The following is a 25,993-nucleotide window of genomic DNA, read 5'->3' as shown; positions in this document are numbered from 1 at the left end:
ACGGCTACTCCTTAACCTGTAACACGGTCTGGAACAGGCTTTTCCTGATTCCACTTCGATATAAAGGCAGGCAACAACAAGGTAATAGTCAGATAAGCCAAAGGCCAAATAAACTGAACTAAAATTTGATGAGCCTCTTCTTGCACATCGCCGTTATAACGCAATAAATCAATTAACACGACCAAACCTAATAAAATCCCAAACCACATTAAGTAATTAACGGTCGCTGGACGACTATGTACCCAAATCACCACGAAGAATAAGAAGTAAATCTCAGTCATACGTGTACCTAGCTCTTTAAAAGCAGGGGTCACCGCTTCCACACCCATCCAACCTAATACGATGAATACTAGAGCAAAAATCAGTAAATTAGCTTTATGAGCCAGATTACGATAGCGCCATGATTTAATTGGATTTTGATCTAACCAAGGTAATAGGAACAATACAATAATCGCCGAGAACATCGCTAGAGTACCGTACCAAGGATCAGGCACTGCACGTAATACGGTATAAAACGGTGTGAAATACCATACCGGAGCAATATGTAAAGGTGTTTTTAGCGCATTAGCTGGTTCAAAGTTAGGCTTTTCTAAGAAATAGCCCCCCATTTCTGGAGCAAAGAACACAATGGCAAAGAAGAAGAATAAGAAGACCGCCACACCCACAATATCTTTTACGGTGTAATAAGGATGGAAAGGAATACCATCAGTCGGTGCATTAGGACTCCATAGATTACCTTTAGGACCTTGCTTGACTTCAACACCGTCAGGATTATTAGAACCTACCGCATGGAGAGCCACAATGTGCACAAATACTAGCGCAGGTAAAATTAATGCGGGTAAGAAGAAGTGCAGAGCAAAGAAACGGTTTAGAGTCGCATCACCTAATACGAAGTCACCGCGAATCCAAGTCGATAATTCATTACCGATATAGGGCACGGTGTTGAATAAGTTAATAATAACTTGTGCACCCCAATAAGACATTTGTCCCCAAGGTAATAAGTAACCCATGAATGCAGTCGCCATCAGCACCACATAAATCGCCATACCGATTAACCAAATCAGCTCACGTTTACCTTTATAGGAGCCGTAAATTAAGGCACGGAACATATGTAGGTAAACTACGACGAAAAAGGCGGAAGCACCAGTAGAGTGCATATAACGAATAAACCAACCACCGGGCACGTCACGCATAATGTATTCAACAGAAGCGAAGGCGTAGGCAGCATCAGGCTTATAGTTAAAAGCTAAGAACAAACCTGAAACGATCTGAATCACTAACACTAAAATAGCCAGTGAGCCAAAGAAATACCAAAAGTTAAAGTTTTTAGGTGCATAGTATTGTGCTAAGTGATAGTTCCACGTTTCCATTAAAGGGAAGCGGTCTTCTACCCAACCTAAAAAACCTTTGTAATTATGAGCGGGACGATCTGCCATTATGCCGCCTCCTTAGCATCATTTAAGCCGATTAAAATAGTACTATCGTCTTTGAAATAATAAGGGGGCACTTCTAAATTGCTGCCAGCAGGAACGTTTTTATACACGCGACCCGCTAAATCAAAGCGTGAACCGTGGCAAGGGCAATACCAACCACCAATCCAATCAGCCCCTAAATCAGCAGGTGCAACTTCTGGACGATAAGTAGGAGAACATCCTAAATGCGTACAGATCCCTACTAATACCAAATACTGCTCTTTACGTGAACGATAGAGATTTTTTGCGTATTCGGGTTGCTGAGAAGGAATAATCGACTCTGGATCTTTCAGCTTATCATTTAAAGAGGCTAAACCTTGCACCATTTCAGGTGTACGGTTTACTACCCAAACAGGTTTACCACGCCATTTCACACGTACCTGCTGACCCGGCTCCACCTTACTTAGATTGAACTCCACAGGTGCACCGGCTGCAAGCGCACGCGCACTAGGAGACATCGACGTAAGAAATGGAGCTGCAAGCGCAACCGTTCCAGCTCCTCCCACTACCCCAGTGGCAGCGATAAGGAAGCGGCGGCGGCTTTTATCTACTCCTGAATTTGCCATCGTTAGCTCACTCCAAAAATAATCAAAACTAAAAGCCCCTGTATAACGCGTATTTAAGTTAAACAAGTAGCTAAATCTGTATAATGTGGTGGCTCTGGTGCTTGCTTATATTAGCATATACTAAATAAGGTGCTAGGCTTAAACGCAACTCTTTGAATGTCAGAAACATTGCCTCACATCGCCTACCACTCCTTACGCAGCTCTTCATCCTTAACCACAGATAACTGGAGCCGCATAATACCACAAAAAAATACGGTAATAATGTGTTTTATGCAGGGTTATCCAAATCCACAAAGAGATGTTTTAAGCCAAACTGCTCGGCTAAATGTTCCCCAAGCGCCTGTATCCCATAACACTCCGTCGCATGATGACCCGCGCCAATATAGTGAATCCCTAATTCACGGGCGCTATGAGTCGTTTGCTCAGAAATTTCACCGCTTAAATAAGCATCAACCCCTAACTCGGCGGCACGATCAATATAACTCTGCGCTCCTCCGGTGCACCACGCAATGCGCTTAATCAAGTGTGAGCCACCACTCACTAAAGTAGGCTCACGCTGTAATGCTGAGGCTACTCTTAAAGCAAACTCGGTTAAGGTCATTGGCTGGGCTAATACCCCAATATTACCCACACCTTGTAACTCGCGCTCATCCATGACGCCCTCAACTTGAAACCCTAAGCGCTGGGCTAATTGCGCATTATTACCCAGCGTAGGATGCGCGTCTAAGGGTAAATGATAGGCTAGCAAACTCATATCATGCTTAAGTAGGGTAGCCAAACGCTTTTTCTTCATACCCCGCACCACATAAGGCTCGCCACGCCAAAAATAACCATGATGCACTAAAACCGCATCCGCTTTTAAACTCACTGCTCGGTCTAATAAAGCTTGGCTCGCCGTCACACCCGATACAATCGTGGTAATCTCAGACTTACCTTCAACTTGAATGCCATTAGGACAATAATCTTTAAACTTACTAACACTTAGTAAGTGTTCTAAATAGCGATCTAACTCATATAAATCCATCGCCTTACCCTACTAAGCGTCTCAGTTGGGTCAACAACTCAGTCATTTCCTCATCCGTGCCAATCGTAATACGCAGATACTCATTTAAACGCGGCTTATTAAAATACCGCACCAAAATACCCCGCTCTTTTAATTGGCTATATAAGCTTTGAGCTTGACCCTGTGGGGGACGCGCAAAAATAAAATTAGCCCGCGAGGGTAATACTTTAAAACCTAAACGTTCTAAACCTTGCACCGTAGTAGAACGAGTCTGCTCAATGGCACGGCTTACATAATGAAGATAATCCCGATCTAAAATAGCCGCCGCTCCTGCAATCAGAGCTAAACGATCCAAGGGATAAGAATTAAATGAGTTTTTAACGCGCTCCAATGCCTCAATTAAATCAGCCTGCCCTATGGCAAATCCCAAACGCAAACCCGCTAAAGCCCGTGATTTTGACAGAGTTTGTACTATCAATAAATTAGCATACTGTTTTACTAAACTAACGGCACTCTCAGCCCCAAAATCAACATATGCCTCATCCACCACTACTACCGAATGAGGATTACGCTGTAATAAGGTTTCAATAGCGGCTAAAGGTAAAGCGATTCCAGTCGGTGCATTAGGATTAGGAAAAATAATGCCTCCATTCGGGCGCTGATAATCATCAATGTTGATGGTGAAATCATCACGCAGTGGAATTACATCGGTCTCAATCTGATACAAATTGGCATAAACCGGATAAAAGCTATAGCTAATATCGGGATAAAGCAGCGGCAAATCGTGCTTTAAGAGTCCGCAAAACACATGTGCTAACACTTCATCAGAGCCATTGCCCACAAATACTTCGTTGCGCTCTAAGTTATATTCCTTAAAGTACTCAATCACTGCCTCTTTCACTATATCGCCATTAGGATCTGGATATAGACGCAGATGCTCTAGATTAGCGCTTTGAATCGCTTGAATCGCTTTAGGCGAAGGTGGATAAGGGCATTCATTGGTATTGAGCTTAATATAACGCTGATCCTTGGGTTGCTCACCGGGAACATAGGGATCGAGGTCGTGAACGTGGGCGCTCCAAAATTGGCTCATGACAGAAGTCTTTGTGAAAAACAAACCTTAAGTATACCATCGAGAGCCTAAACTTGACGACCTCTACTTAGTACGATGTATGACTGCTCTCCACTGCCCTCACTTTAGCGCCCAACGCTGCCACTCTTGCCGTTGGCTCGATATACCCTATGAGCAACAAATTCAACAAAAACAACAGCATTTAGAGCAAATACTCGCTCCTTATCATGTTAAAGCTTACGAGCCAGTCACAACCAGCCCTATTAGCGCCTTTCGCAATAAAGCCAAAATGGTAGCACTCGGTGCAGCACACCAACCATTATTAGGCATTATTAGTCCGCAAGGTGAAAATATTAGCCTAGTCGATTGCCCGCTTTATTCTGACACTATGCAGCAGGTATTAAATTATCTAGAGCGCTGGATTCAAAAAGCGGGCATTCCCCCCTATCGTATTGATAAGCAAAAAGGCGAATTAAAATATATTTTGCTTACTCAAAGCCAAGCGACTGGCGAATTTTTATTACGTTTTGTGCTCAGAAGTGAAAATGCCCTAGCGCGTATTCAGGCAAATTTAGCCTATTTACTCACGGAGTTTCCCGCTATTAAAGTGGTCTCCGCCAATATTCAACCAATTCACATGGCAGTATTAGAGGGTGAGCAGGAAATATTTTTAACTGAAGCTAAAGTAATCGAGGAGCATTTTAATCATGTTCCCTTAAAGATTCGCCCTAAAAGCTTTTTTCAAACTAATCCCTTTGTTGCTGCTCAGCTTTATCAAACCGCTAGAGAGTGGACGAGTATTTTAGAAGCTAAACATATTTGGGATTTATTTTGTGGTGTGGGTGGTTTTGGTTTGCACTGTGCCACACCTGAAACGCATTTAACGGGAATTGAAATTGAAGCGGAAGCAATTGAGTGTGCTAAACAATCCGCGCAAGCATTGGGATTAAAACAGATTAACTTCCAAGCTCTAGATTCGAGTACTTTTACTTTGAGACCCAATAATCGACCTGATTTGATTATTGTAAACCCACCGAGACGGGGTATTGGTCGAATACTCGCTGAAACGATTAATGAGTTTGCACCTAAAGCTATTTTATATTCAAGCTGTAATGCGGTAACACTGGCTAGTGATTTAAAATATTTAGATAAGTATACGATTGAAAAGGTGCAATTGTTTGATATGTTTCCCCATACTGCCCATTATGAAGTACTGTGCTTATTAAGGCTTAGCGCTAAATAACGCCAATAATGCGCCTTATTGCTCAGCGCATTATCCTATGGCTCTATATCCCGTGAGTACCCATATAACCTTTTGTTCCAGCTAGGTTGATACCCTCTATATCAGCATGTTTTAAGTTAGCATTAGTTAAATCGGCATTACTAAGGTTAGCATTAGACATAATGGCTTCTGATAGGTTGGCTCCACACAGAATAGCATTGCTTAAATCAGTACTGGTAAGGGTAGCATTAACTAGATTAGCTCCGGTCAGGTTAGCACCGTTTAAATTAGCACCAGCTAGATCGGCCCCGCTTAAATCAGCTCCGCTCAGATTAGCTTTACTAAGATCAGCAGAATTAAACCGCGCTTTACTTAGTTTGGCATGACTTAAATCTTTGCCACTAAGATTAATCCCTGTCATATCTTCTTGAGCTTGTACTTTGTGCTCTACTTGATAGGCATTCAAAAATGTACCATACATAACTCTCTCCTGCTTAGGTGTGGGTGGGTTAGAAGTATTGCCCGCATAGCACGATATAGCTTTTTTACCCCGCTTCTGACTCTTGTGGAGAAATAGGTATGTGTCTCTTCAGTAGCTATCATGCGCATAAAACTACCTAAAAAACACTTCAACCGTTGAACAACACTCCTGATTAATAATCATACGTGTGCCACCCTATACCCTACAATTATTTATGCGCTGGATTTAAAAAATATCCAGCTTTCCAGATTAAAATAGTCGCCCCATTACGAGAGTTTAAAAATAGACACCCAGAATAGTGAGTCAAAACAGCAATTAAGTTAAGGCTTTGCATCTAGGCTCGATAACTTAAAAGCACACTAGCTCTTATAAACTCGCCGGATCTCAGGCGGTAAGAGGTAGATTCATTATAAATCATTAAAAAAACAGCCTCGAAACCACCACATCATGCTCAGACTGAGAGCGTGTTAGGAGTCCATCATAGGCTCAGCCTAATATCTATGCTAAAAAGATCTTTAAATTGAGTGTTTTTTAATTTTAAGGGCATAGACTATGAATCACTTACGCCGACGCCAGTCTGGAAAATCTCCCAAGCCTCGCACAAACCACTCCCAGCCAGCTCAAAAAGCCCATAGTACTAAAAATGCTCCGCCTAGTTTTACAGCCTTTTACTTACCACCAGAGGTATTAGCGGCTTACTACAATGATGCGCGATTAAATGTGTTGGCTTGTTTGAATGACATCCGTAGCAAGGTTGGGCGCAAAGTACTTGAGAATGAAGATCAGATTGAAAGTGCTATTAAAGAGCTAGGTCTAATAACTGCGCCCCCTGAAGAACAAGCCAATATGATTAAGCACCTGCATCGTAGTTTTGGTTTTCTCAAGGTATTAATGGATAACACCAACAAGACTAACCAAGCTAAAGATCTAGCCGTTCCGCTACCACGCTATTATGAACAACGCCTCACTTGGGTTCTGGCGTTGCTGAATGATTTGCGTAATACCTTTGTGCATCCTACTGATCCTGAGTGTCAGTTAGAGCGCGTTTTACAGCGTAAACTCTACTTTCTACTCAATCGTGTTTACGATGCTAGCTTTCACGAAGTGAAAAAGCGCTTTAGTCATAGCACAGCATCAATGGCTAGCTTTATGCGCTGTGGGCGTGATGGTAAAGCCAAACGCTCTAATGAATTTGTGTTTGCTTTGTGCAGTGACCCGATTAATGTACCTGAAAACGCTATTACCCCCCAATCACAAGTCCTTTATAGCTTTGGTCATGTACTGTTTTGCGCGTTATTTTTAGAGAAAAGCCAAAGTGCTGAATTAATGAGTCATTTTTGGGAGGCAGCATCCCCTACCCTACAACAACAATGGACTACAGAGCAGCGCAGTATTATTCGGGAAATGATCGCGGTCTATCGCCTACATTTACCCATCCAACGCTTAGAGTCTACTGATACCACCATAGCGCTCACTTTAGATACTTTGTCGGAACTTGCCCGCTGTCCTTTGCCCTTATTAGAGTGTTTAAGTCCTGAGGATCAAGCTAAGTTTCGTTTTGAAGCGGCAATGGCTAGCGAAGTTGAGGAAGAAAACGAACCTGAAGGCGCGAGTGTGCTCTTTGCACGCGGGCGTAATGAACGCTTTCCTAGCTTGATGATGCGCTTTTTAGATTTTGATGCGGATAATCGGCTGCGCTTTGCCCTTGATTTGGGGCAGTTTCATTATCATGTGCGCCTCAAAGCGGCTGAATACTTTACCGATCAACTACCACGGATACGCACTTTAGGGCAGAAAATACTCAGTTATGGACGTTTGCATGACTTAGAGCAAGCGACTAAACCTGCTGACTGGACACTACTGGAAAATAATTACACTCAACTACGCGAAGAGGCTGAACTCATTAAGGCACAAGGTATTCAAGGCATAGTTACCTTGCACCCTTATTTAATTCCGGCTTATCCGCATTACCATTATTTTCCTGAGCGCATTGGTTTTCGTTTGGATCATGCAGAAAAGCCTACTAACGCAGACTACCCCGACCTTAATGCTCATGCCGCACAGCAGGCTATTGCATTGCCCTCCCCTAGTGCTCAGACCATGCAACCGCAATTTTGGATGAGTCATGAGCAATTATTGCATACCACGTTTTATCATTATTTGTGGAAAACACAGGCTCAAGGTCACACTGCTTCACGCTTAGATACCCTGATACGTCGCTATGAAGCAGGTATGCGTACCTTAGTGAAAAAACTTGCTCAAGGTGAACCGTCCTACCCCATGACACGCACGGAGGCGCAACAATGGGTCGACCAGTGTTTTAATGCACAAGGGCGCTTTGCAGTACCATTTAGTAGTTTGCCACAGGTAGTACAGCATCATTTAATCCAAGGGCGTAAAGCTAATCCCCTATCACATGCTGCGCTAAAACAGCGTATTGAGTATTTAAGTGCAGAGACTGAACAGCGTTTGACGGCACTTAAAAACCTATTGCAATCTGATAAAAAGCGCGGGCAAAAAGGTTTTAAAGCGATTAAGTGTGGGGTGATAGGTGACTTTCTTGCTGATGATTTCATGCGCTTTCAGCCTGTGGATAGTACTAAGCCTGACGGAGGCAAGCTCAATAGTCAGCAATATCAAATTCTGCAAAAAACGCTGGCTTACTACGGCGCACATTTAGAACAACCACCTAAGATCGCTGATTTATTGGAGGATTGTGGTTTATTAGCGGGACCATTAGCCCATCCCTTTTTGCCTCAACTTGGCTTACAACAGGAGCCTAATAAATACCAAGGCTTATTGAGTTTTTATGAAGCCTATTTAATACAGCGCCAACGCTTTTTAAAACAATGTGCTCATGACGCAAAACACTGGTCACTGGATCATCTGCCTAAGTGGTTGGGCTTACGACCTGCATCTCATCTCGCACAATGGCTGCATGAACTATGGGAACCCACCACTCAAAGCTTTAAACAACCTTTGCCTTTACCTGACCAGTTTTTATATCAGCCTATTCTAACTAGAGTAGCCGAGTACTTAGGGCTTAGCCCTGCTGAACTAGAGGCACAAGGCTCTCAACACTTGAGCCGTGAGCATGAAACGGTGGTCATTCCACCCTCTATTACATGGTTACTGAAACGCTATTTAGCTCAACAAGGCGAAGCCGAGCAAGCGATGTATGACTATCCGCGTCAGCATCCTTTGCTGGATACATGGCTGGATAAACGCACGAAACAATTTGCCGAGAAGGTTAAATACTATCTGCCTGAAGCGGAGCGTAAAACTCAAGTAGAGGCTATTCGTGCTTATCTAAAAACACCGGAACCTGTGGTGAGTAAAGCGGCAAAATCCAATGAGCTGTTGGAAAAACGCGCCAAGCTCAGCCAACTACTCAAAGCTTATAAACAGGATGAAAGGGCGCTGCGGCATTTAGTGGCTCAAGACAAAATACTTTATCTGTATGTGCGGGATTATTTGGATAAGTTAGTACTAACGCCTGATGCACCTAAACCGCAATGGTCATTGCAGGGTATCGCTCATACGCTGCTTAATACGACGATTTGGCATGAATTACCTATTCCACAACCTAAACCCAAGAAAAACGAGCCTGCTAAACCGTGGACAGCGCGTAGTCTGTATCATCCGAGCTGTAAAATCCGTGATTTAGGCGGTTTAAGTGTGTTGGTGCGGGATCGGCGCTTAGTGGGGCTATTGGGTGCGTATGGTGGCTATTATCCTTTGAGTGAAACTCAGCTGCATTATGATGAAATTCGTGCTGAATTAGCCAGTTATCGGCGTACACGGGTAAAAATTATGGCGCTCATTCATGGCTTAGAACGCGCTATTATCCAAACACTAGGCACTATTCCAGAGCGTAAACTAGCGCTCAAAGACTCCACGCTCAACGAGGAGCAACGCGCTCAACTCAAGCAATCGCTAGTAGATTTTGGTGAGGGGCGACATGGGGATTTATTGTGGGCGCTCTATCAGCAGGCTCAGGCGGCGCATGTGCGGGGGGCTGGGTTTAGTGTGGCTGCGTTTCGACAATTTCGCCTGATTCGCAATGCGTTTGCCCACAATCAATATCCTGAAGCAGAGCACTTTCCTGATTTAGCGACACGAGTACGGTTAGAGCCAACACCGGATAACCCTGCACTGCATCGTAAGGTGGCGGTGCGCTTTGCGGAACACATGGAGCGTTTGTGTCAGCCGTGGTTTAATTATTTACAAAACAGTCAGAGGTAAGGTGATGCAGTTATTCGGGATGACCTTTGCGGTGGGTGAAATCACTGATTTGATGGTAGCGGTATTAGGCTTTATCGGTGTGGTGATTGCGGCATGGTTGGCGTATGTGTTTGCCACGCGCCAGAGTCGGATTACGCACAATACTACGATTCGCACCGACCGCTTGCGCCGTGAGATTGCGGCGTTGGAGGCGGTTTGGGCGTTATTGGCGTATATGAGTGATAAAAAGAGCGATAAAGCGATTATTCATTGGACTAAACATAGTCGAGAGGGTAGCGACATTCAGTATTTTTATCACTTTGGTCATTTAGAGCGTTTTATGTTGCATGAGTTGAGTGAGGTGTTTTATCAGCAACATGCGGGTTTGTTTGTGTCTAAGGAGGTGCGGGATTTAGTGTATGGGTATAGGGCGGTGGCGGCGGGGTTTTATTTTGCGCATCGGGCGGTGGCGGTGAATGCGGAGGGTTTGACACCGATTGATAAGCCGGAGCAGGCGGAAAAGCTTAAGGGGATTTATGAGCAACTGAATCAGCAGTTGCGGTTAGAATTAGATCAACGCTATCGGGCGTTAGAGGTGTAGGGGTTGATTTTTCCAAGCAAGGAGTATGCCGAAAATGCTAACTCGATCTATCTCTTTTGATATAGAAAGAAAAGCTATGCAAGTATTTGTTTGTACAAAGGAAATAGCACGGGTAGGGGTTGGAGAGCCTGCTGGGTAAAGGCGGGACTACGACTGTTAACTGGCGTCCCTTTGCCAGTTTGGTGTTGGAGAGCCTGCTGGGTAAAGGCGGGACTACGACCACACCAGAAATAGCAACTCCATATGAGCCTGCGTTGGAGAGCCTGCTGGGTAAAGGCGGGACTACGACGGATACAAATAATCCCGTCCAATCCTTCATGGTTGGAGAGCCTGCTGGGTAAAGGCGGGACTACGACTATCATTATGATACTATATTAACTATGCCCTTGGTTGGAGAGCCTGCTGGGTAAAGGCGGGACTACGACGTAACCTGGCAGCCCCTTTTGCCAGTTTGGTTTTGTTGGAGAGCCTGCTGGGTAAAGGCGGGACTACGACATTATTTTTCATTTTTTGTCTCCTTCTCTATTTTGTTGGAGAGCCTGCTGGGTAAAGGCGGGACTACGACTTAGATTCAGATTCTCATCCCAGAAGGGAGATGTTGAAGAGCCTGCTAGGTAAAGGCGGGACTACGACCTTATGCTTTGGCTATCACAGGTAGAACAGGGCAAACACATAGGTTTGCCCCTACAACAGCATTAAATTTTTGACACGCATCTAAAACCCGACTAATCTGGAATTTAATTCCAGATTAGTCGAACCTTATGCTACCTCGCACCCTAGAAACTACCATTCGTCTTGCATCACAAGTGTTTCCCGTGCTCTTACTCACAGGCGCTCGCCAAGTGGGTAAAACCACTCTGTTAGAAACCTGTGCCGAGCCTGAACGCCGTTATGTGACCCTAGATGACCCATTGGAAGCAGAATTGGCGCATACTGACCCTGCGTTATTTTTCCAACGCCATCCGCCGCCCGTTATTATTGACGAGGTGCAATATGCCCCTGAACTATTCCGCACCATTAAACTGTTGGTGGATAAGGACAAACGCAATGGCTTGATTTGGCTGACAGGCTCGCAAAAATTTCATCTCATGCAAGGCATCACCGAGAGTCTGGCGGGGCGGGTGGCGGTACTGGATTTATTGGGACTTTCGCAAGCAGAACTAGAGAGCCGTGCTCAAAATACTCAGCCTTTTGTACCTACTCGCACTTGGATTGAAGCAGCACGTAAGCAAGCCACACCACCACTCACCCTATTAACGCTCTATCAGCGTATTTGGCGCGGCTCCTATCCACGAGTAGCTTTGCATGAGGCAATGCTGCGTGACTTGTTTTATAGCGCCTATTTACAAACCTATTTGCAGCGCGATGTGCGCCATTTAACACGAGTGGGTGATGAGCGCAGCTTTTTGTTATTTTTGCGTACTTGTGCAGCGCGAGTGGGGCAATTACTCAATTATGCGGATTTAGCGCGAGAGGTCGATATTGACCAGAAAACCACAAAAGCATGGCTTTCCATTTTAGAAACTTCGGGCATTATTTATTTGCTGCAACCTTATTTTAATAATGTGAATAAGCGTTTAATTAAAACACCCAAGCTTTATTTTCTAGATACGGGTTTATGTGCCTATTTAACGCAGTGGTCATCACCTGAAACATTGGAAGCAGGCGCTATGTCGGGCGCTATTTTAGAGAATTGGATATTGATCGAAATACTAAAAAGCTATTGGCATAATGGATTAAATCCCAATCTATATTTTTATCGAGATAAAGAACAACGCGAAATTGATTTACTGTTAGAGCGTGATAATAAAATTTATCCGGTCGAGTTTAAGAAAACAGCCAGCCCGAATTTAAGTGCTGCTAAGCATTTTAGTGTGTTGGATAATTTAGATAAGCCACGCGGAGAGGGTGTGATTGTTTGCCTCAGAGAAAGCGATATTCCGCTCTCTGGTGAGGTTAATGTTATTCCAGTGGGGTATTTGTAGGATGTAGAAAAGCTTAATCATTAAGATCAATATTTTTATAATATATTGATTTATATAATAATACCAATCCAAGCAAGTGCATTGCTAGCTATCTTTAAGGCTTCTAGGCACTTGATACCAACTTCCTCTTTTTCTTCTGATAGACCTTTGAATTGATAAGCTATCTAATTCTTCATATGGGTCTATCTGATCGGCTGGCAAGGTTGGAGCATCTGTAAAGCCCTTTATATGCTGAAAAAGCTTGTCGTTTGCTTCCTCAGAAAGAGGAGCAATGTTATCGACTTTCTCATCCCGCCAACGGATGCCTAATATATCCCATAATTCGGCAGTCAGAAATTTACCATCCGTGGGAGGCTTGCTGGCAAAGGAAATTACACCTCTATCCTTGGTTTCTTCAGGTAACTTCAAGTAATGATCATTTAACTTATTGAGATCTTCTTTGAGTTCAGCCGCCCAAACAAACCTCTGATTTTTAGCGAGAAAATATTGTGCTGTACTTCTATGTAATTTATCCCCTGAAATGAATACATTGCAAAAAGGTAAGTAATGTAAATATGCAATATCGATTTTGTTAGAAGGGCGATCAGCAGAAATAAACCCACGTGAGATACAAATGTGAAAGAAAACTTCAACTTTTATAACGTGTGCCGCATAGGGAGCATAGTAACTTAGCGCTGGAAACCCAGATATCTGATACCTCTGAACTAATTTTTGATGATATTTGCGAGGTATTCCAAGTGATTGAACAATGAATGATATCAAGTCATAGGGCTTGGCTGAACTCGTGACTATTTGACTTGCGACTGTATATGCATCTTGCATATTTTTACAAAGAGAAATGTCTATACCAAGTTTTTGCGCATATATCGCAGAACTCTCAAACGTCATTGACTTAATGTTGGCTCGCCAGATCCTTGCAAACTCTCTTTCTATCTTTAGATATTCACCGTCTTGCCACCTGTTAAAGGCTTTTGCTTCAGGAGATATATCAAAATTTACACCTTTCTTTCCTTCAGACTGTACAGGTCTACCACCTGCAACAATTGGTCTATTGGACATCGAAATTGGCTGCCCCATTAGATTAGCTAACAGCAAGTCACTGTGGTGAACATTTGGAGCACCGCTTAGCTGAGGGGACTTTTCTGCAATATTACCAACTACTTGCTCCGCTGTTCTTCCTCTGCTCACTTCCTTGTCTAAATCCGCAAGTGTTTCTACATAGAACAGAGGTGAAATATTAGGGGTAAAGAATCGGTCGAACCAGACCGATTCATCTACGCTCAATGACTGCAAGAACGATTTGTCGAAAAGTGCAACAGGACTCATCTTTTCCCTGAGTGGCTAACAGTTTATGATATAGAATCTCGGTATAACATCTTATCCTAGACTCGCCTAGACCACATCCCCTAACCGACCTAAAACTCACTACACGCCTGCTAAAAGTCACCAACCTTTCTTAAACCTCCCTACCCTAAACTAGCTTCTCGCTAATTGGAGTACTGACCTAAATGAACCTATCCACCCCCTATCTCAGTGTGCTGTATTGGCTCTGGTTTATGGGATTAGTGGGTTTGGGGGTCTATATCAGTTGGGATTTACACGTACTCCAGCCTATGATCACGACCGACACTACGCGTATTAGTATTGTAATTCTACTCTTAGGGCTGGCGGGATTACTCCACGGCGGTTACCGTGCCTATTTTCTAGCGCGACAGCAACAAGCTTTACAAACTCTCAACCGCGCCATCCCCTTGCATACATATTTACAAGCGCGTTCAGATCCCAGTACTAATGAAACCCTACTCACCGAACAGTTAGCCGAATATCTACGTGGTGCGCATCAAACAGGCTGGTTTATCAATGGAATGCTAATTAAATTAGGATTACTCGGCACGGTCATAGGCTTTGTGATGATGCTGACCTCCCTCGATGGTCTGCAATCACTCGACATTAACCAATTGCAAACTCTCATGCAGCAAATGACTAAGGGGATGGGCATAGCATTGAATACTACGATTTTTGGCTTAATTGGGAGTCTGATTCTAGGCATTCAATATCTAGCGCTAGATCGCTATGCTGATGCCTTATTGATGCACATTTTGCAACTTCCCAAAACCTCCGGCAGTCACTAAATGGCGATTTTTAGTGGCAAAAAAGCCAGTGACTTCAGCATTGATCCCTTCACTGACCTGCTGTTTAATGGCTTATTGACATTTACCTTTTTACTATTAATTGCCCTTTTATTGCTCAACCCGCCTGCCAAAAGCGGCATTATTGACCCAAAAGCTGAGTTCATGATTACTGCTAGTTGGCCGGATAATGACCCGAATGATATTGATACGTGGGTAGAAGGACCCGGAAATAAAACCGTCTGGTTTAAACATACTCAAGACGGTTTAATGCACTTAGATCGGGATGATCGAGGACTTGCTAATGATATGCAGCTCATCGATGGGCGTGAGGTCATTAACCCCCTCAATCAAGAAATCGTCACTATACGCGGGCGTCCAGCGGGGGAATTTACCGTTAATATCCACTACTACCGCAGCACTAACGGGCGCGAAGTTCCGGTTACGGTATATCTCGCTGAAGTCAATCCCAAACTTAAAGTACTGCATTACGCGACCACTACTCTGCGCCGTGAAGGTGAGGAGAAAACCGCCGTGCGTTTTACTATTTTACCTAATGGCAAAGTAAGCGAGGTTAATACTTTGCAACGCTCACTTGTCAAAGGCGGCAAATTATGACCGAAGCTTTACTGCTCCAAGTATTCGCCTATGTTTTGCTACTGGCATTAGTCAGTCTAGCCTTAATCTATGCACCGTTTAAAACGTGGCTCAAACTAGGCTTAGTACTCCTCACCACAGGCTGTTATTTGCTAGCTTATCAGGCATGGCAACAAACCCAAGGCTGGCCAAGTCACACCACTTTACCTGACAAGTTTTTACTCCATGCCTCGGTGATTGATGAACCGGATGTGGAGGCAGGAACTAAGGGCAAAATTTTTATTTGGGCTTCAACCTTAAAAGGTAGTTTTCCTGTTAGTGAGCCACGCGCTTATTTAATTCCGTATGGTAAGCAAGCGCACTCCGCCTTAGAGGATGCACTAAAAAATATGCGCGAGGGTAATTTACAAATGGGAGGCTTAAGTAAAGGCTCACAAAAAGGGAATAAGCCTCCACAAAACTTAGACGGGATTGGCGAGGAACAACTGGAGCTGAAGTTTGAAAAACTGCCTGACCCTTCTTTACCTGAGAAATAAGATGAAGTACTTCATTATATTGTTAGTACTGATCTTAAGTGCTTGTTCTCAGCCACCCGATGACAGCACACGCTACTTTCCTTTAGTAGAAGGCTATCAATGGGACTATGAGGTTACGACTGATCTGATTAACGAGCAGCAAACACGCTCTTTAAGTATTGAAGTTGCTTCCCCCCAAACGCTTAAAGACCACGCCTACTCAGTGCGACGTACTAGCGAAGGTACGGATTACTACTTACAGGCTGATGAGCAAGGTATAAAACGCTATGGCAAACGTATGCTCGTACAGACTAAACCGCACTGGGACACCGCCCCACCATTAGTCCTGCCTCATCCTGCTCACGCCACCGTAGGATTTACGTGGTCAGCCTTATCAGTGCCTTATACCCTGCATCGTATCGCACCTAATCCTGAGCCGCCGTCTAGTCAGGGCTACCAATTTAATATGGCTTATACTTTGCTCAGTCTGAATGAAACTATTACTACACCGGCTGGTACATTTGAAAACTGCTGGCTGGTGGAGGGGCAAGCACAGCTCTATGTGTATGCGGATGCACGCAAGGGCTATGTCGATTTAGCCATTACGAATCGTGAATGGTATGCGCCTAATATAGGGCTGGTGAAGCTAGAACGTAGTGAACCCCTCGATGCCGAGGTATTTAAGGGAGGCAAAATTACGATGGAACTGACCCGCTTTAGCCCTTAGCTCGCCTAAAACGGGTGAAGATTCAGTATGATTTAGTACGATTAATTGGTTTTGGCGTCTTTAGGCTCGTCAGGTTCTTTGTGAGCAATGCCTTGATGGCAATCAATACAGGTTTGACCACGCTCAACCATTTGTGAATGTTTTTTTGCAGCGCTTTTGTCTTGCTCTTCAAAGTCCATGTGATCCACTGAATGACAAGAACGACACTCACGCGAATCGCTCGCACGCATTTTATCCCACACTGCATTCGCCATTTGCCAACGCCGCGCTTCGTATTTTTCCGGCGTGTCGATAGTACCCACGATCTCGTGATACACATCTTTAGCCGCTAAAATCTTAGCTTTCATCTTGGGGAAAAAGGCTTTGGGCACATGACAATCCGCACAACCCGCATGCACACCTGAAGCACTCGACCAATGTACGGTTTCCTGTAGCTCTTTAAAATTGGTTTGCATGGTATGGCAGGACACACAGAACTCAGTACGGTTCGTGTAATCGAGAGCACTATTTACCAGCCCCGCCGCTAGAATCCCACCCGCAAAGATTAGGGTAATAGGCAACCAACGACGTTTCTTTTTAAGGGGTTGATCAGACATAAAGTCTAACTCCTTGTACTTAACACCAGTAGGTAAGCACAGCGCCTACCTACCTGCTTCCATTACTAATCACTAACCAAAAATGTCATGGGTAATATTAGCAAACCAACTATGCGCAAAGGCTACTTCGCGCTTACGGTGCTCAGCATTCGCCTCGGCTGGGCTTACACCTCCGGCATCTTTAACCTCAACAATGCTAGCTTCGCCCTTGTCATTTTTACCTAAGGTATAAACGGCAGCGACGGAAATACCGTAGTCTTTGCCCACAACACTGTAACAAGTATTGACATAAGTAGGCTCAACCATTTCCTTACCTTGCAGAGAGGTCACAATCGCCATCGCACAGACTTTAGCTTGAGAGTTAGCAGCATAGCCAGATTTCGGCATGCTAGTCGCAATACTCGCATCACCAATCACATACACATCTTTATGGATAGTGGATTCAAAGGTTTTAGGATCGACTGGACACCAGCCAGAGTCATTGGTTAAACCTGCGGTAATGGCAATCGTACCTGCTTTTTGCGGTGGGATAATATTGAGTACATCGGCTTTAAAGGTATCACCAAAAGCCGTGGTAACGGTCTTAGTAGCAGGATCAACCTTGACTACACCCGCCTCATCCTCTTTACCCTTCCACTCAATCAGCGCTTTATCCGTACCATAACCATAAAGCTGCTTCCAGCCGCCCATAAATAAGCCTTGCTTAGAAAACTTATCTTTAGCATCGAGAATTAAGACTTTAGATTTGGGTTTATGCTGTTGCAAATAGCCAGCAATTAAACTAGCCCGCTCATAAGGCCCTGGTGGGCAGCGGAAAGGATTAGCAGGCGCTGAAATCACCACCAAGCCACCATCTGGCATCGCTTCTAATTGGCTACGTAAAATCGTGGTTTGCTCACCCGCTTTCCAAGCATGGGGAATATCTTTGGACACCTCTTCGGTATAACCTTCAATACCGTTCCAGTTCATATCCGTGCCCGGAGAAACGACTAATTTGTCGTAACTAAACTCACCACCCTTAGTAGTCACTTTTTTAGCTGCTGCATCAATAGCAGTTACTTCGTCAATGACGACATTGATACCGTGTTTGCGTAAGCCATCGTAGCTAAACTTAATGGACTCAATATTGCGCTCGCCACCAATCACCTCATTACTCATATAACAGGTATAGTAATGCTCGTTGCGCTCAATCAAAGTTACATCAAGGCTGGGATCTAATTTGCGCAGATACTTAGCTGCGGTCGCACCACCTGTACCGCCACCGACGATAACGACTTTAGAACCTGCCCCGAATGATACATAAGGCATACCCATAAAACCGACTGCTGTTGCACTAGCCGCCGCTTTGATAAATCCTCTGCGTGATAACGTTGTCATGCCTATCCCCTCATTATTGCTGACTGCTGTAGTATTCAATGAGGGCTTTGACCCCATCATCGCCGTGATCTTTCTGCAAGTCTTCTAGCTTGGCAGCCATTTTCTTACCCGCTTCACGCTCTTTACTATAAAAATCAGCCAAGGTCATTTCCAAATAAGGTTTCCACTGCCCCGCCAGAATACTAGAACCATCTATGTCCTTAGTACCTCCGTCCTCGTGACATTTGGCACAATAATTTTCGTGTAATTCCTTACCCTTATTCACTAGCTCAGTATTCGCTTCTTGCTTAGCAGGCACAAAGGTTTGTTTGGAAAAGTATTCAGCCATTAGCTCAATTTCTTCATCGCTATAGCCCTTAGCAATACGCCCCATAATAGTAGAAGGACGCTCACCTTTTTTGAATTGCTGCATAGCCTCGGTGAAAGTATCAGGTGATAACCCTGCAATAGTAGGAGAAGCGGGACCCACACTCGCCCCATCCATCCCATGACACCCTGCACAAGTGAAACTTAATAATGCTGCTCGATTAGTGAGATCGGCCGCTGCGGCAGGTTTAGTATTTGATTCAGCAGATACACTAGCGCCAAAACCTAGGCAGGTCATAGCGAGTAAAATAGATAAGGCTGTTTGCCTCATAGTAGCTCCTCCTAACTCCTAAAATGCAAAAGCTTGTTCGTTATATTGGCTTTGAAATCATCAGTTTGAAACCAAGAATTATTAATTATCTAAACCATTGATTTAACGAATAAGCCACTTCGATACTAATACAATCTGTCTATAAGAGAAATGTTTTTAGGACAGGCTATCTCTTTTGGATACAATTTATGGGGTTATTTTTGCTGATTGTCATGGACAACCAGAGTAATAACTGCACCCAAACTCACACCCTGCTGCTCAATCATCCAATCCTTTTCATTAGCAGATACTTTACCTGTACTACTAATCCGCGCCCCGACCTTAAAATGCTGAAATTGCGACAACACTGCTGCGGGCGTCATTGCCATACTATCGTTCAATACCACTGTAATGGGCAAAGCCTGCACTGTTACACGGTGTACTGCTACCGGCATAGGGGGTGCATTAGAATCTTGTGCTCTGGCATAAATAAACACGGTATCCGTGGGTGCTGCTTTGGCTGCTAGCTCAGCGCTTAAACGCACCGTCACTTGAATACTGTTGGGATCAACTAACTGAGCGGGTGCAGCGGCGCTATTAGGTTTTGCGGCACTCGCTAGCGTTTTAGTTTGGGGTTGATTTAAACGCTCCAATAGCCCTTGGACTTCAGCTTGTAACTGAGGCTCATCCTTGAGTAACGGCAACAAAGTACTCCAATAGTTTTGGGCTTGTTGCGGTTGATTTAAGCGCATGGCTACCATACCTGCTAACCACAGAGCAGTGGTATCTTGAGGAGCGAGTTGTAAGGCTTGGCGAATCAGTGGCTCCGTTTCAGCAGCTTTATTAGCTAGCGGGTTCATTAATTTAACATCCACTAAAATCAACAACGCTTCTAAATCTTGTGGGCGCTGAGCGATGACGCGCATTAAGACCGCTTCTGCCTCTGGATAGCGTTGCAAATTACGATAAGAACGCCCTAGCATGAGCCAACCGTCTAGATCATCGGGATTAGTTTTAAGTTTCTGCTCTAAACTTTGCAGCATCACGGTGAGATCAGCAGAGCTATTTCCCTGATCGGGCGCGGTGCGATGTTGCTCTGCCATCTTTTCTCTAAACCCTAATGCCTCTGGATTACCTAGGGCGGCATAGCCTAGAGTACTCACCGCAATAATTAAGGTCACTATACTCGCCACTAAACCATAGGAGCGTTGGGTGGATTGTAATAACGGCCACAGCACTAACAGACAAGTGAGGAGCAATAAAACCAACATTAATAACCACAACATAGCCTATTCCCTCTTACCCCGTATCAAGCGCCCTAGCATCAGCAAACCTAAACCTAAAAAGACTAAGGGTGCTAACCACAATAAGCCTGTACTCCATTTTAGCGGGGGCTGATACAGCACAAACTCACCATAGCGCTCTACCATAAAAGTCATAATTTGCTCACGGCTTTGCCCAAGCATAATCTTTTCGTGAATACGTTGACGCAAATCAACGGCTAAGGGTGCATTGGATTCGGCTAGGCTTTGGTTTTGACACACGACACAGCGCAACTCATGAATCAGCTCTTGATAAAGCGCTTCCTGCTCAGCATTTTGGAAGGGGTAGACTTCTAAAGCAAAACTTTGAGCACTCCATCCCAAACACCAAACCCAAACTAAACCCACTAACCATTGCTTCATGGTTGACCTCGCAATTGTTGGATTAAGGGGTTCAATTGCTCCCGGACTACAGCCTCGGTCAAGCTACCAATATGTTTGTAACGAATAATCCCTTTTTGATCAATAATGAAGGTTTCCGGCACACCATACACACCCCACTCCAAACCAATATCGCCTTTGGGATCAAGAGCTACCACACTATACGGATTACCCCATTGCTTGAGCCAAGCCTCGGCTTTAGCATGCGTATCTTTGTAATTTAAGCCTAGGGTGGGAAGTTGTTGTTCTGTAACCCACTGCGTCAAGACTGCATGCTCATCTAAACACCCTGCACACCATGAAGCCCATACATTTAATACCCAGACCTTTCCCAACATTTGCTCCGAGCTGACTTTACCCTGCTCCAGCAATAGCGGCGCGATAAATGCTGGAGCGGGTTTATGGAGCAAAGGGGAAGGAACAAGACGTGGATTATTCCCTAAACCAAACGCTAATAACACGACCAAAACTACAAAGGCGCTTAGGGGAACTAGGTATTTCATACCGGATTATCCTGCTTTACGGCTAGGCGATAGCGTCGATCTAGCATTGCCACTAATCCACCCAACGCCATTAAGAGCGCCCCCAACCAAATCCAGCGAATAAAAGGCTTATGATAAATACGCAGACTCCAAGCGTTTTGATCCAGTGGCTCGCCTAAGGCAACAAACAAATCACGTAATAAGCCAGCCTCTATACCGGCCTCGGTCATGGGCATAGTTTGCACTGGATAGGTACGCTTTTGCGGATATAGCTCAGTAATGACTTGCCCCTCTTGATAAACAGTAACTTGCCCTTCATAGGCTAAGTACTGTGGAGTGCGCACTTCTTTCACCCCTTTAAATTCAAATTCATAGCCCGCTAATTCATAACGCTGTTGAGGTGCTAAACGTATATCCTTGCCCGTGCTATACAGCGAGGTCAGAGTAATGCCAATCATCGCTATACCCATACCGATGTGTGCTAGCGCCCCTCCCACAATACTCAGATTACGCGCCTGTCTGATTAACCAATTGAGTGCTCCTACTAACACGCTAAAAGCCACGAATAGCCCTAACACTGTCATAATGGAAAACTCGCCCGTCACCCAATACGGCAATACCGCAGCCAATGTGAGAGCTAGACCTAAAACCGTTAACCATGCACGCTTCAAACGTTGCATCTCATCTGAGCGCCAGCGCACGAATACCCCCAATGCCATGAGAAGCGCCAATAGCCCGCCTAAGGGCAACATGACACTATTGAAATAAGGCGGCCCTACTGAAATCTTACCTGCCCCTAAGGCATCCAATACTAAAGGATACAAAGTACCGAGTAGCACCGTAGCGGTCATGACTACCAAGACTAGATTATTGAGTAATAAGCCCGTTTCTCTGGAGAGCCAATGAAAGGTCTGAGCTTGGGTAAATTGCTGCGCTCGCAAGGCATAGAGCGTCAAAGATAAACCCACTACCAATACTAAAAAGATTAAAATAAATAACCCACGCTCTGGATCCGAAGCAAACGCATGCACCGAAGTTAATACCCCTGAGCGTACTAAAAATGTCCCTAATAAACTTAATGAGAACGCAGCAATGGCGAGTAATAAAGTCCATGCTTGAAAGGTGGTACGTTTTTCCGTCACGGCTAGAGAGTGAATTAACGCCGTCCCTATTAACCACGGCATCAAAGAAGCATTTTCTACCGGATCCCAAAACCACCAACCGCCCCAACCCAACTCGTAATAAGCCCACCAACTCCCTACTGCAATGCCAAGCGTTAAAAACACCCAAGCGATCAAAGTCCAAGGGCGCACCCAACGCAACCAGTGCGCAGACATTTGACCTTCCATTAACGCCGTAAGCGCAAACGCAAAACTCACCGAAAAACCCACATAACCCAGATATAACAAAGGGGGATGAATAATCAGACCAAAATCTTGTAATAAGGGATTGAGATTACGCCCCTCTTCGGGTGCAGGTAATAAACGCTCAAAAGGATTGGAAGTAAGTAAAATAAACAATAAAAAGCCAACACTAATAAACCCCATCACACCCAATACTTGCGCCAAGACACGCTCTGGTAAGGCACGACTAAAGACGGAGACTAAGGCTGACCATAAGGCTAAAATCAGCGCCCATAACAATAGTGAACCTTCATGCCCACCCCAAACCCCTGAAATCCGATACTCCAAGGGCACACTAGCGTGTGAACTGGCTGCCACATAAGCCACTGAATAATCTTGTGCAATAAAAGCCAGCGTTAATCCGGCATAGGCTAAAGCCACTAATAGAAATTGAGTACGTGCTGAGTACTTAGCCAAACTCATCCACGTAGTATTACCCGACACACTGCCCCATAAGGGAAATACGGTCTGAATGAGAGCAACGGCTAGCGCCAACAACAAAGCATAATGACCTAACTCTGGAATCATTGTCCTTGCCCTGTGGGTTTTGACGTATGAGGCAAGGAAGCGGCTACTTCAGGAGGCATATAGTTTTCATCATGTTTGGCGAGTACCTCAACAGCTTGAACCGTGCCATTCGCTAATAGCCTACCGCGTGCAATAATACCCTGCCCCTCACGAAATAAATCGGGCAAAATACCTTCATAGTGTACCTGTACGGTTTCCGTCCAATCGGTCAAAGCGAATTTAACCTGCAAGGACTCACCGCGCTCGACACTGCCATTAACCACTAATCCACCTACCCGAAACTCTCGATCTAAGGGCGCTTGTCCGGCTTTAATTTCCTTAGGGCCATAAAAAAACATCATATTTTCTTGAAAAGCACGCAGCATAAAAGCAGCAGCAATCCCCACACCCAAAACAATCAGTAGCACTAAAATTAACCGTTGTTGGCGCATAGCAGTCATGGTTATCACTCCTCCTGCGACTCATAAGACTGACGTATCTGCTTGCGTAAAGCACGCAACTGTAGCCAAGGTAATAGCACGTTCATTGCCAAGACTATTAAGGTAAAGCCCAACGCACCCCACACATAACCGGCATAACCGCCCATGGCTAACCAAGTAGTCCACGCACTGAGGTCACTCATAGCTTTTGCTCCTGTACTAATTGCTTAACCCAGTGGCGCGTCCTTTCACGCCTGATGAGGTCGTTACGTACCCGTAATAGTAATACCCAGACATAAAATAGCTTAAAAGCCAACGCCATGATTAATAAAGGAATCAGCATAGACATATGAATGGAGGGCTTATCGAATTTAGTAATAGTAGGACCTTGATGCAGGGTATTCCACCACTCCACCGAATAGTGAATGATAGGAATATTCACCACTCCTACTAACGCCAAAATTGCCGCCGCTTTTGCCGCCATGCGCTTATCAGGAATAGCCTGATACAAACTCAGCACCCCTAAATAGAGAAATAATAAAATCAGCTCCGAGGTCAAACGCGCATCCCAAACCCACCAAGAGCCCCACATCGGTTTACCCCAAATGGAACCTGTCACTAAAGCAATTAAAGTAAAACTCGCACCAATCACCGTACTTTCGACCAAAAGCTGCTCCACTAATTTAATCCGCCAAATCAGGATAATCGCGCCCCAGACTGCCATCAGGGTATAAATCATTAAAGATAACCAAGCCGCTGGAACATGCACATAGATAATGCGGAAAGCTTCACCTTGTTGATAGTCAGGGGGCGCTAAGACTAAACCGCCATACAGCCCTACTAGCAATAGCACAACCGTAATGGTTCCTAGCCAAGGGATTAAACGCGTAGCAAGTTGATAAAAGACGGCTGGAGACGCTAGCCGTTGCCAACCTTTGAATAGGGTCATGTTTGCGCGACTCCCACCCGTAAAGCACTAGCAATCGCCCAAGGCGCTAGGCTCACACTCAATACTAATAAGCCAGCCAAACTATACAGTTGTCCGGTAATAGGTAGTGCTTGGCGTGTTAATTCCACAGTACTACTGGCAAAAATTAACACGGGGATATACAGCGGCAACACCACCAAGGCGAGCAACATACCGCTTTGCTTGAGGCTCACCGTTAAAGCGCTCCCAATAGCGGCAATCAGGCTTAAAGTAGGCACACCCAATACTAAACCCTGCACCAATGCTAAAGTCATCGCCCCTGTCATTTCCAGCATCACCGCTATCAAAGGAGCTAACACCAATAAAGGTACTAGAATAAAACTGCATTGCACTAATACTCGTACTAAGACGGTAATACTCAAAGGATAGGGGCTTAAAACCAGTTGCTCTAAAGACCCATCTTCATAATCGGGCTTAAACAAGGATTCACTGGCTAATAAAATCGCCAATAAAGTCGCCACCCAAATCACACCACTGGCAATACGTTGCAGAATCTTACCCTCTACACCAATACCAAAAGCAAATAACACGACTACCAACACTAAAAATAATAAAGGTGCTGAACTCTCGGAGCGCCGCCGCCATGCTAGCAATACCTCACGTTGAATCAGTAACTTCAACCTTCGCACTCGCTCAACTCCAAATAGTGTGGCTCGAAACCCACGAGCTTTAAGGGTAAATGCGAGCTTAGAATCACCGAGCCTTGTTGCTGTAAGTGCTCAGTTAATAACTCGACCAATAACTGAGTACCCGCCTGATCTAAAGCGGTCTGAGGCTCATCTAAAATCCAAAGAGGGGCTGCGCTAAGACATAACCGTGCCAACGCTAAACGGCGCTTCATACCAGCCGAGAAGGTACTGACCCTGTGATGCTGTTGAGCTTTAAGCCCTACACGTTTTAAGGTGTTTTGAATAGACGCGGTGGATTGCATAGCCGGATTAAAACGTAAGTTTTCTAGCGCCGTCAGTTCCGCTTTTAAGCCATTGGTATGACCTAACCATGCAATTTTTTGTTGATAATGAGAAAGCTGTTGTTGAATAGGTGTGCCTTGCCAAAGAATTTGCCCCTGATGAGGCGATTTAAACCCAGTCAGTAGTTTTAATAGCGTAGTTTTACCGCTGCCATTAGCGCCTTTGACAAACAGCCACTGCCCTGCCCCTAATTCAAAGCTGATGTTTGTTAGTAATGAGTGTTCATTATAGTCGTAACTAATTGATTGGACAGTTAAAGACATACGTGACTAAATGGGTTCCTAGCAGAGATAAAGCCACTATAAAAAGACCTAGC

26 protein-coding genes and 1 CRISPR repeat array are annotated in these 25,993 nt (G+C 44.7%); of the genes, 8 read left to right on the top strand and 18 right to left on the bottom strand.

Features of this window, described 5'->3' with window-relative positions; all coding sequences use genetic code 11:
* Positions 1-11 precede the first annotated feature (11 nt).
* The 4 genes from IPL34_RS08165 to hisC form a co-directional block, all read right to left on the bottom strand.
* Complete coding sequence (locus IPL34_RS08165; protein ID WP_296840427.1) at positions 12-1,436, bottom strand: cytochrome b N-terminal domain-containing protein; 1,425 nt, start codon at positions 1,434-1,436, stop codon at positions 12-14.
* Positions 1,436-2,038, bottom strand: coding sequence for a ubiquinol-cytochrome c reductase iron-sulfur subunit (gene petA, locus IPL34_RS08160; protein WP_296840425.1), 603 nt, complete (start codon positions 2,036-2,038; stop codon positions 1,436-1,438). Before petA ends, IPL34_RS08165 begins: the two co-directional genes overlap by 1 nt.
* Before the next feature lie 268 nt (positions 2,039-2,306).
* Positions 2,307-3,062: a Nif3-like dinuclear metal center hexameric protein gene (locus IPL34_RS08155; protein WP_296840423.1), complete on the bottom strand. Its 756-nt coding sequence runs from the start codon at positions 3,060-3,062 to the stop codon at positions 2,307-2,309.
* A gap of 4 nt (positions 3,063-3,066) precedes the next feature.
* Complete coding sequence (gene hisC, locus IPL34_RS08150; protein WP_296840421.1) at positions 3,067-4,134, bottom strand: histidinol-phosphate transaminase; 1,068 nt, start codon at positions 4,132-4,134, stop codon at positions 3,067-3,069.
* 79 nt (positions 4,135-4,213) lie between these two features.
* Between hisC and rlmC the strand changes: the two genes are divergently transcribed.
* Positions 4,214-5,356, top strand: a complete 1,143-nt coding sequence (gene rlmC, locus IPL34_RS08145; protein ID WP_296840419.1) for a 23S rRNA (uracil(747)-C(5))-methyltransferase RlmC — start codon at positions 4,214-4,216, stop codon at positions 5,354-5,356.
* Positions 5,357-5,399: 43 nt separating this feature from the next.
* Here the strand turns inward: rlmC and IPL34_RS08140 are convergent, their stop codons facing one another.
* Complete coding sequence (locus tag IPL34_RS08140; protein ID WP_296840417.1) at positions 5,400-5,816, bottom strand: pentapeptide repeat-containing protein; 417 nt, start codon at positions 5,814-5,816, stop codon at positions 5,400-5,402.
* Between the two features lie 552 nt (positions 5,817-6,368).
* On the opposite strand from IPL34_RS08140, the gene cas13b reads away from it, so the two are divergent.
* From cas13b to IPL34_RS08125, 3 genes are all read left to right on the top strand, one after another.
* On the top strand, positions 6,369-10,061 hold the full coding sequence (gene cas13b, locus IPL34_RS08135) for a type VI-B CRISPR-associated RNA-guided ribonuclease Cas13b (protein WP_296840415.1): 3,693 nt from the start codon (positions 6,369-6,371) through the stop codon (positions 10,059-10,061).
* Positions 10,062-10,065: 4 nt separating this feature from the next.
* Positions 10,066-10,641, top strand: coding sequence for a CRISPR-associated protein Csx28 (csx28, locus tag IPL34_RS08130; RefSeq protein WP_296840412.1), 576 nt, complete (start codon positions 10,066-10,068; stop codon positions 10,639-10,641).
* A 118-nt stretch (positions 10,642-10,759) separates the two neighbouring features.
* Positions 10,760-11,274: direct repeats of the CRISPR family, unit length 36 nt; unit sequence GTTGGAGAGCCTGCTGGGTAAAGGCGGGACTACGAC.
* 128 nt (positions 11,275-11,402) lie between these two features.
* Positions 11,403-12,626: an ATP-binding protein gene (locus IPL34_RS08125; protein ID WP_296840409.1), complete on the top strand. Its 1,224-nt coding sequence runs from the start codon at positions 11,403-11,405 to the stop codon at positions 12,624-12,626.
* An 84-nt stretch (positions 12,627-12,710) separates the two neighbouring features.
* Here the strand turns inward: IPL34_RS08125 and IPL34_RS08120 are convergent, their stop codons facing one another.
* Positions 12,711-13,952, bottom strand: a complete 1,242-nt coding sequence (locus tag IPL34_RS08120; protein ID WP_296840407.1) for a hypothetical protein — start codon at positions 13,950-13,952, stop codon at positions 12,711-12,713.
* Positions 13,953-14,134: 182 nt separating this feature from the next.
* Here IPL34_RS08120 and IPL34_RS08115 point away from each other — a divergent pair, with 182 nt between their 5' ends.
* From IPL34_RS08115 to IPL34_RS08100, 4 genes are read left to right on the top strand one after another with little or no spacing between them, the layout of a single operon-like run.
* Positions 14,135-14,758 (top strand): MotA/TolQ/ExbB proton channel family protein, encoded by a 624-nt coding sequence (locus IPL34_RS08115; RefSeq protein WP_296840405.1) that lies wholly within the window; start codon positions 14,135-14,137, stop codon positions 14,756-14,758.
* A complete protein-coding gene (locus tag IPL34_RS08110; RefSeq protein ID WP_296840403.1) occupies positions 14,759-15,373 on the top strand; it encodes a hypothetical protein in 615 nt (204 codons plus the stop codon).
* Positions 15,370-15,888: a hypothetical protein gene (locus tag IPL34_RS08105; RefSeq protein ID WP_296840401.1), complete on the top strand. Its 519-nt coding sequence runs from the start codon at positions 15,370-15,372 to the stop codon at positions 15,886-15,888. Before IPL34_RS08110 ends, IPL34_RS08105 begins: the two co-directional genes overlap by 4 nt.
* 1 nt (position 15,889) lies before the next feature.
* The gene (locus IPL34_RS08100) at positions 15,890-16,594 is read left to right on the top strand and encodes a hypothetical protein (protein WP_296840398.1); all 705 of its coding nucleotides are present in this window, start codon (positions 15,890-15,892) and stop codon (positions 16,592-16,594) included.
* Between the two features lie 41 nt (positions 16,595-16,635).
* Here the strand turns inward: IPL34_RS08100 and IPL34_RS08095 are convergent, their stop codons facing one another.
* The 12 genes from IPL34_RS08095 to ccmA form a co-directional block, all read right to left on the bottom strand.
* Entirely contained in the window at positions 16,636-17,190 is a 555-nt protein-coding gene (locus IPL34_RS08095; protein ID WP_296840396.1) for a NapC/NirT family cytochrome c, read from the bottom strand.
* Between the two features lie 72 nt (positions 17,191-17,262).
* Positions 17,263-18,567, bottom strand: a complete 1,305-nt coding sequence (locus IPL34_RS08090; protein ID WP_296840394.1) for an NAD(P)/FAD-dependent oxidoreductase — start codon at positions 18,565-18,567, stop codon at positions 17,263-17,265.
* Between the two features lie 13 nt (positions 18,568-18,580).
* Positions 18,581-19,204, bottom strand: a complete 624-nt coding sequence (locus IPL34_RS08085) for a c-type cytochrome (RefSeq protein ID WP_296840392.1) — start codon at positions 19,202-19,204, stop codon at positions 18,581-18,583.
* A 194-nt stretch (positions 19,205-19,398) separates the two neighbouring features.
* Positions 19,399-20,469 carry a tetratricopeptide repeat protein gene (locus tag IPL34_RS08080; RefSeq protein WP_296840391.1) on the bottom strand — a complete coding sequence of 357 codons (1,071 nt, stop codon included), beginning with the start codon at positions 20,467-20,469 and terminating at the stop codon, positions 19,399-19,401.
* A 3-nt stretch (positions 20,470-20,472) separates the two neighbouring features.
* Positions 20,473-20,868 carry a cytochrome c-type biogenesis protein gene (locus IPL34_RS08075; RefSeq protein WP_296840389.1) on the bottom strand — a complete coding sequence of 132 codons (396 nt, stop codon included), beginning with the start codon at positions 20,866-20,868 and terminating at the stop codon, positions 20,473-20,475.
* The gene (locus IPL34_RS08070; RefSeq protein WP_296840387.1) at positions 20,865-21,389 is read right to left on the bottom strand and encodes a DsbE family thiol:disulfide interchange protein; all 525 of its coding nucleotides are present in this window, start codon (positions 21,387-21,389) and stop codon (positions 20,865-20,867) included. The genes IPL34_RS08075 and IPL34_RS08070 overlap by 4 nt, the downstream gene beginning before the upstream one ends.
* Complete coding sequence (locus IPL34_RS08065; protein ID WP_296840384.1) at positions 21,386-23,299, bottom strand: heme lyase CcmF/NrfE family subunit; 1,914 nt, start codon at positions 23,297-23,299, stop codon at positions 21,386-21,388. The genes IPL34_RS08070 and IPL34_RS08065 overlap by 4 nt, the downstream gene beginning before the upstream one ends.
* Positions 23,296-23,739: a cytochrome c maturation protein CcmE gene (gene ccmE / locus IPL34_RS08060; RefSeq protein ID WP_296840381.1), complete on the bottom strand. Its 444-nt coding sequence runs from the start codon at positions 23,737-23,739 to the stop codon at positions 23,296-23,298. The genes IPL34_RS08065 and ccmE overlap by 4 nt, the downstream gene beginning before the upstream one ends.
* A 5-nt stretch (positions 23,740-23,744) precedes the next feature.
* A complete protein-coding gene (gene ccmD, locus IPL34_RS08055; RefSeq protein ID WP_296840378.1) occupies positions 23,745-23,921 on the bottom strand; it encodes a heme exporter protein CcmD in 177 nt (58 codons plus the stop codon).
* Complete coding sequence (locus IPL34_RS08050) at positions 23,918-24,667, bottom strand: heme ABC transporter permease (RefSeq protein WP_296840375.1); 750 nt, start codon at positions 24,665-24,667, stop codon at positions 23,918-23,920. Before IPL34_RS08050 ends, ccmD begins: the two co-directional genes overlap by 4 nt.
* Entirely contained in the window at positions 24,664-25,335 is a 672-nt protein-coding gene (ccmB, locus tag IPL34_RS08045; protein WP_296840372.1) for a heme exporter protein CcmB, read from the bottom strand. The genes IPL34_RS08050 and ccmB overlap by 4 nt, the downstream gene beginning before the upstream one ends.
* Positions 25,323-25,940 carry a heme ABC exporter ATP-binding protein CcmA gene (ccmA, locus tag IPL34_RS08040; protein ID WP_296840369.1) on the bottom strand — a complete coding sequence of 206 codons (618 nt, stop codon included), beginning with the start codon at positions 25,938-25,940 and terminating at the stop codon, positions 25,323-25,325. The genes ccmB and ccmA overlap by 13 nt, the downstream gene beginning before the upstream one ends.
* Between the last annotated feature and the right edge of the window lie 53 nt (positions 25,941-25,993).

The organism is Thiofilum sp., from assembly GCF_016711335.1.
Lineage (GTDB): Bacteria > Pseudomonadota > Gammaproteobacteria > Thiotrichales > Thiotrichaceae > Thiofilum.
Note: the sequence above shows the minus strand (reverse complement) of the source record. Positions and strands in the feature narration are given on the sequence as shown.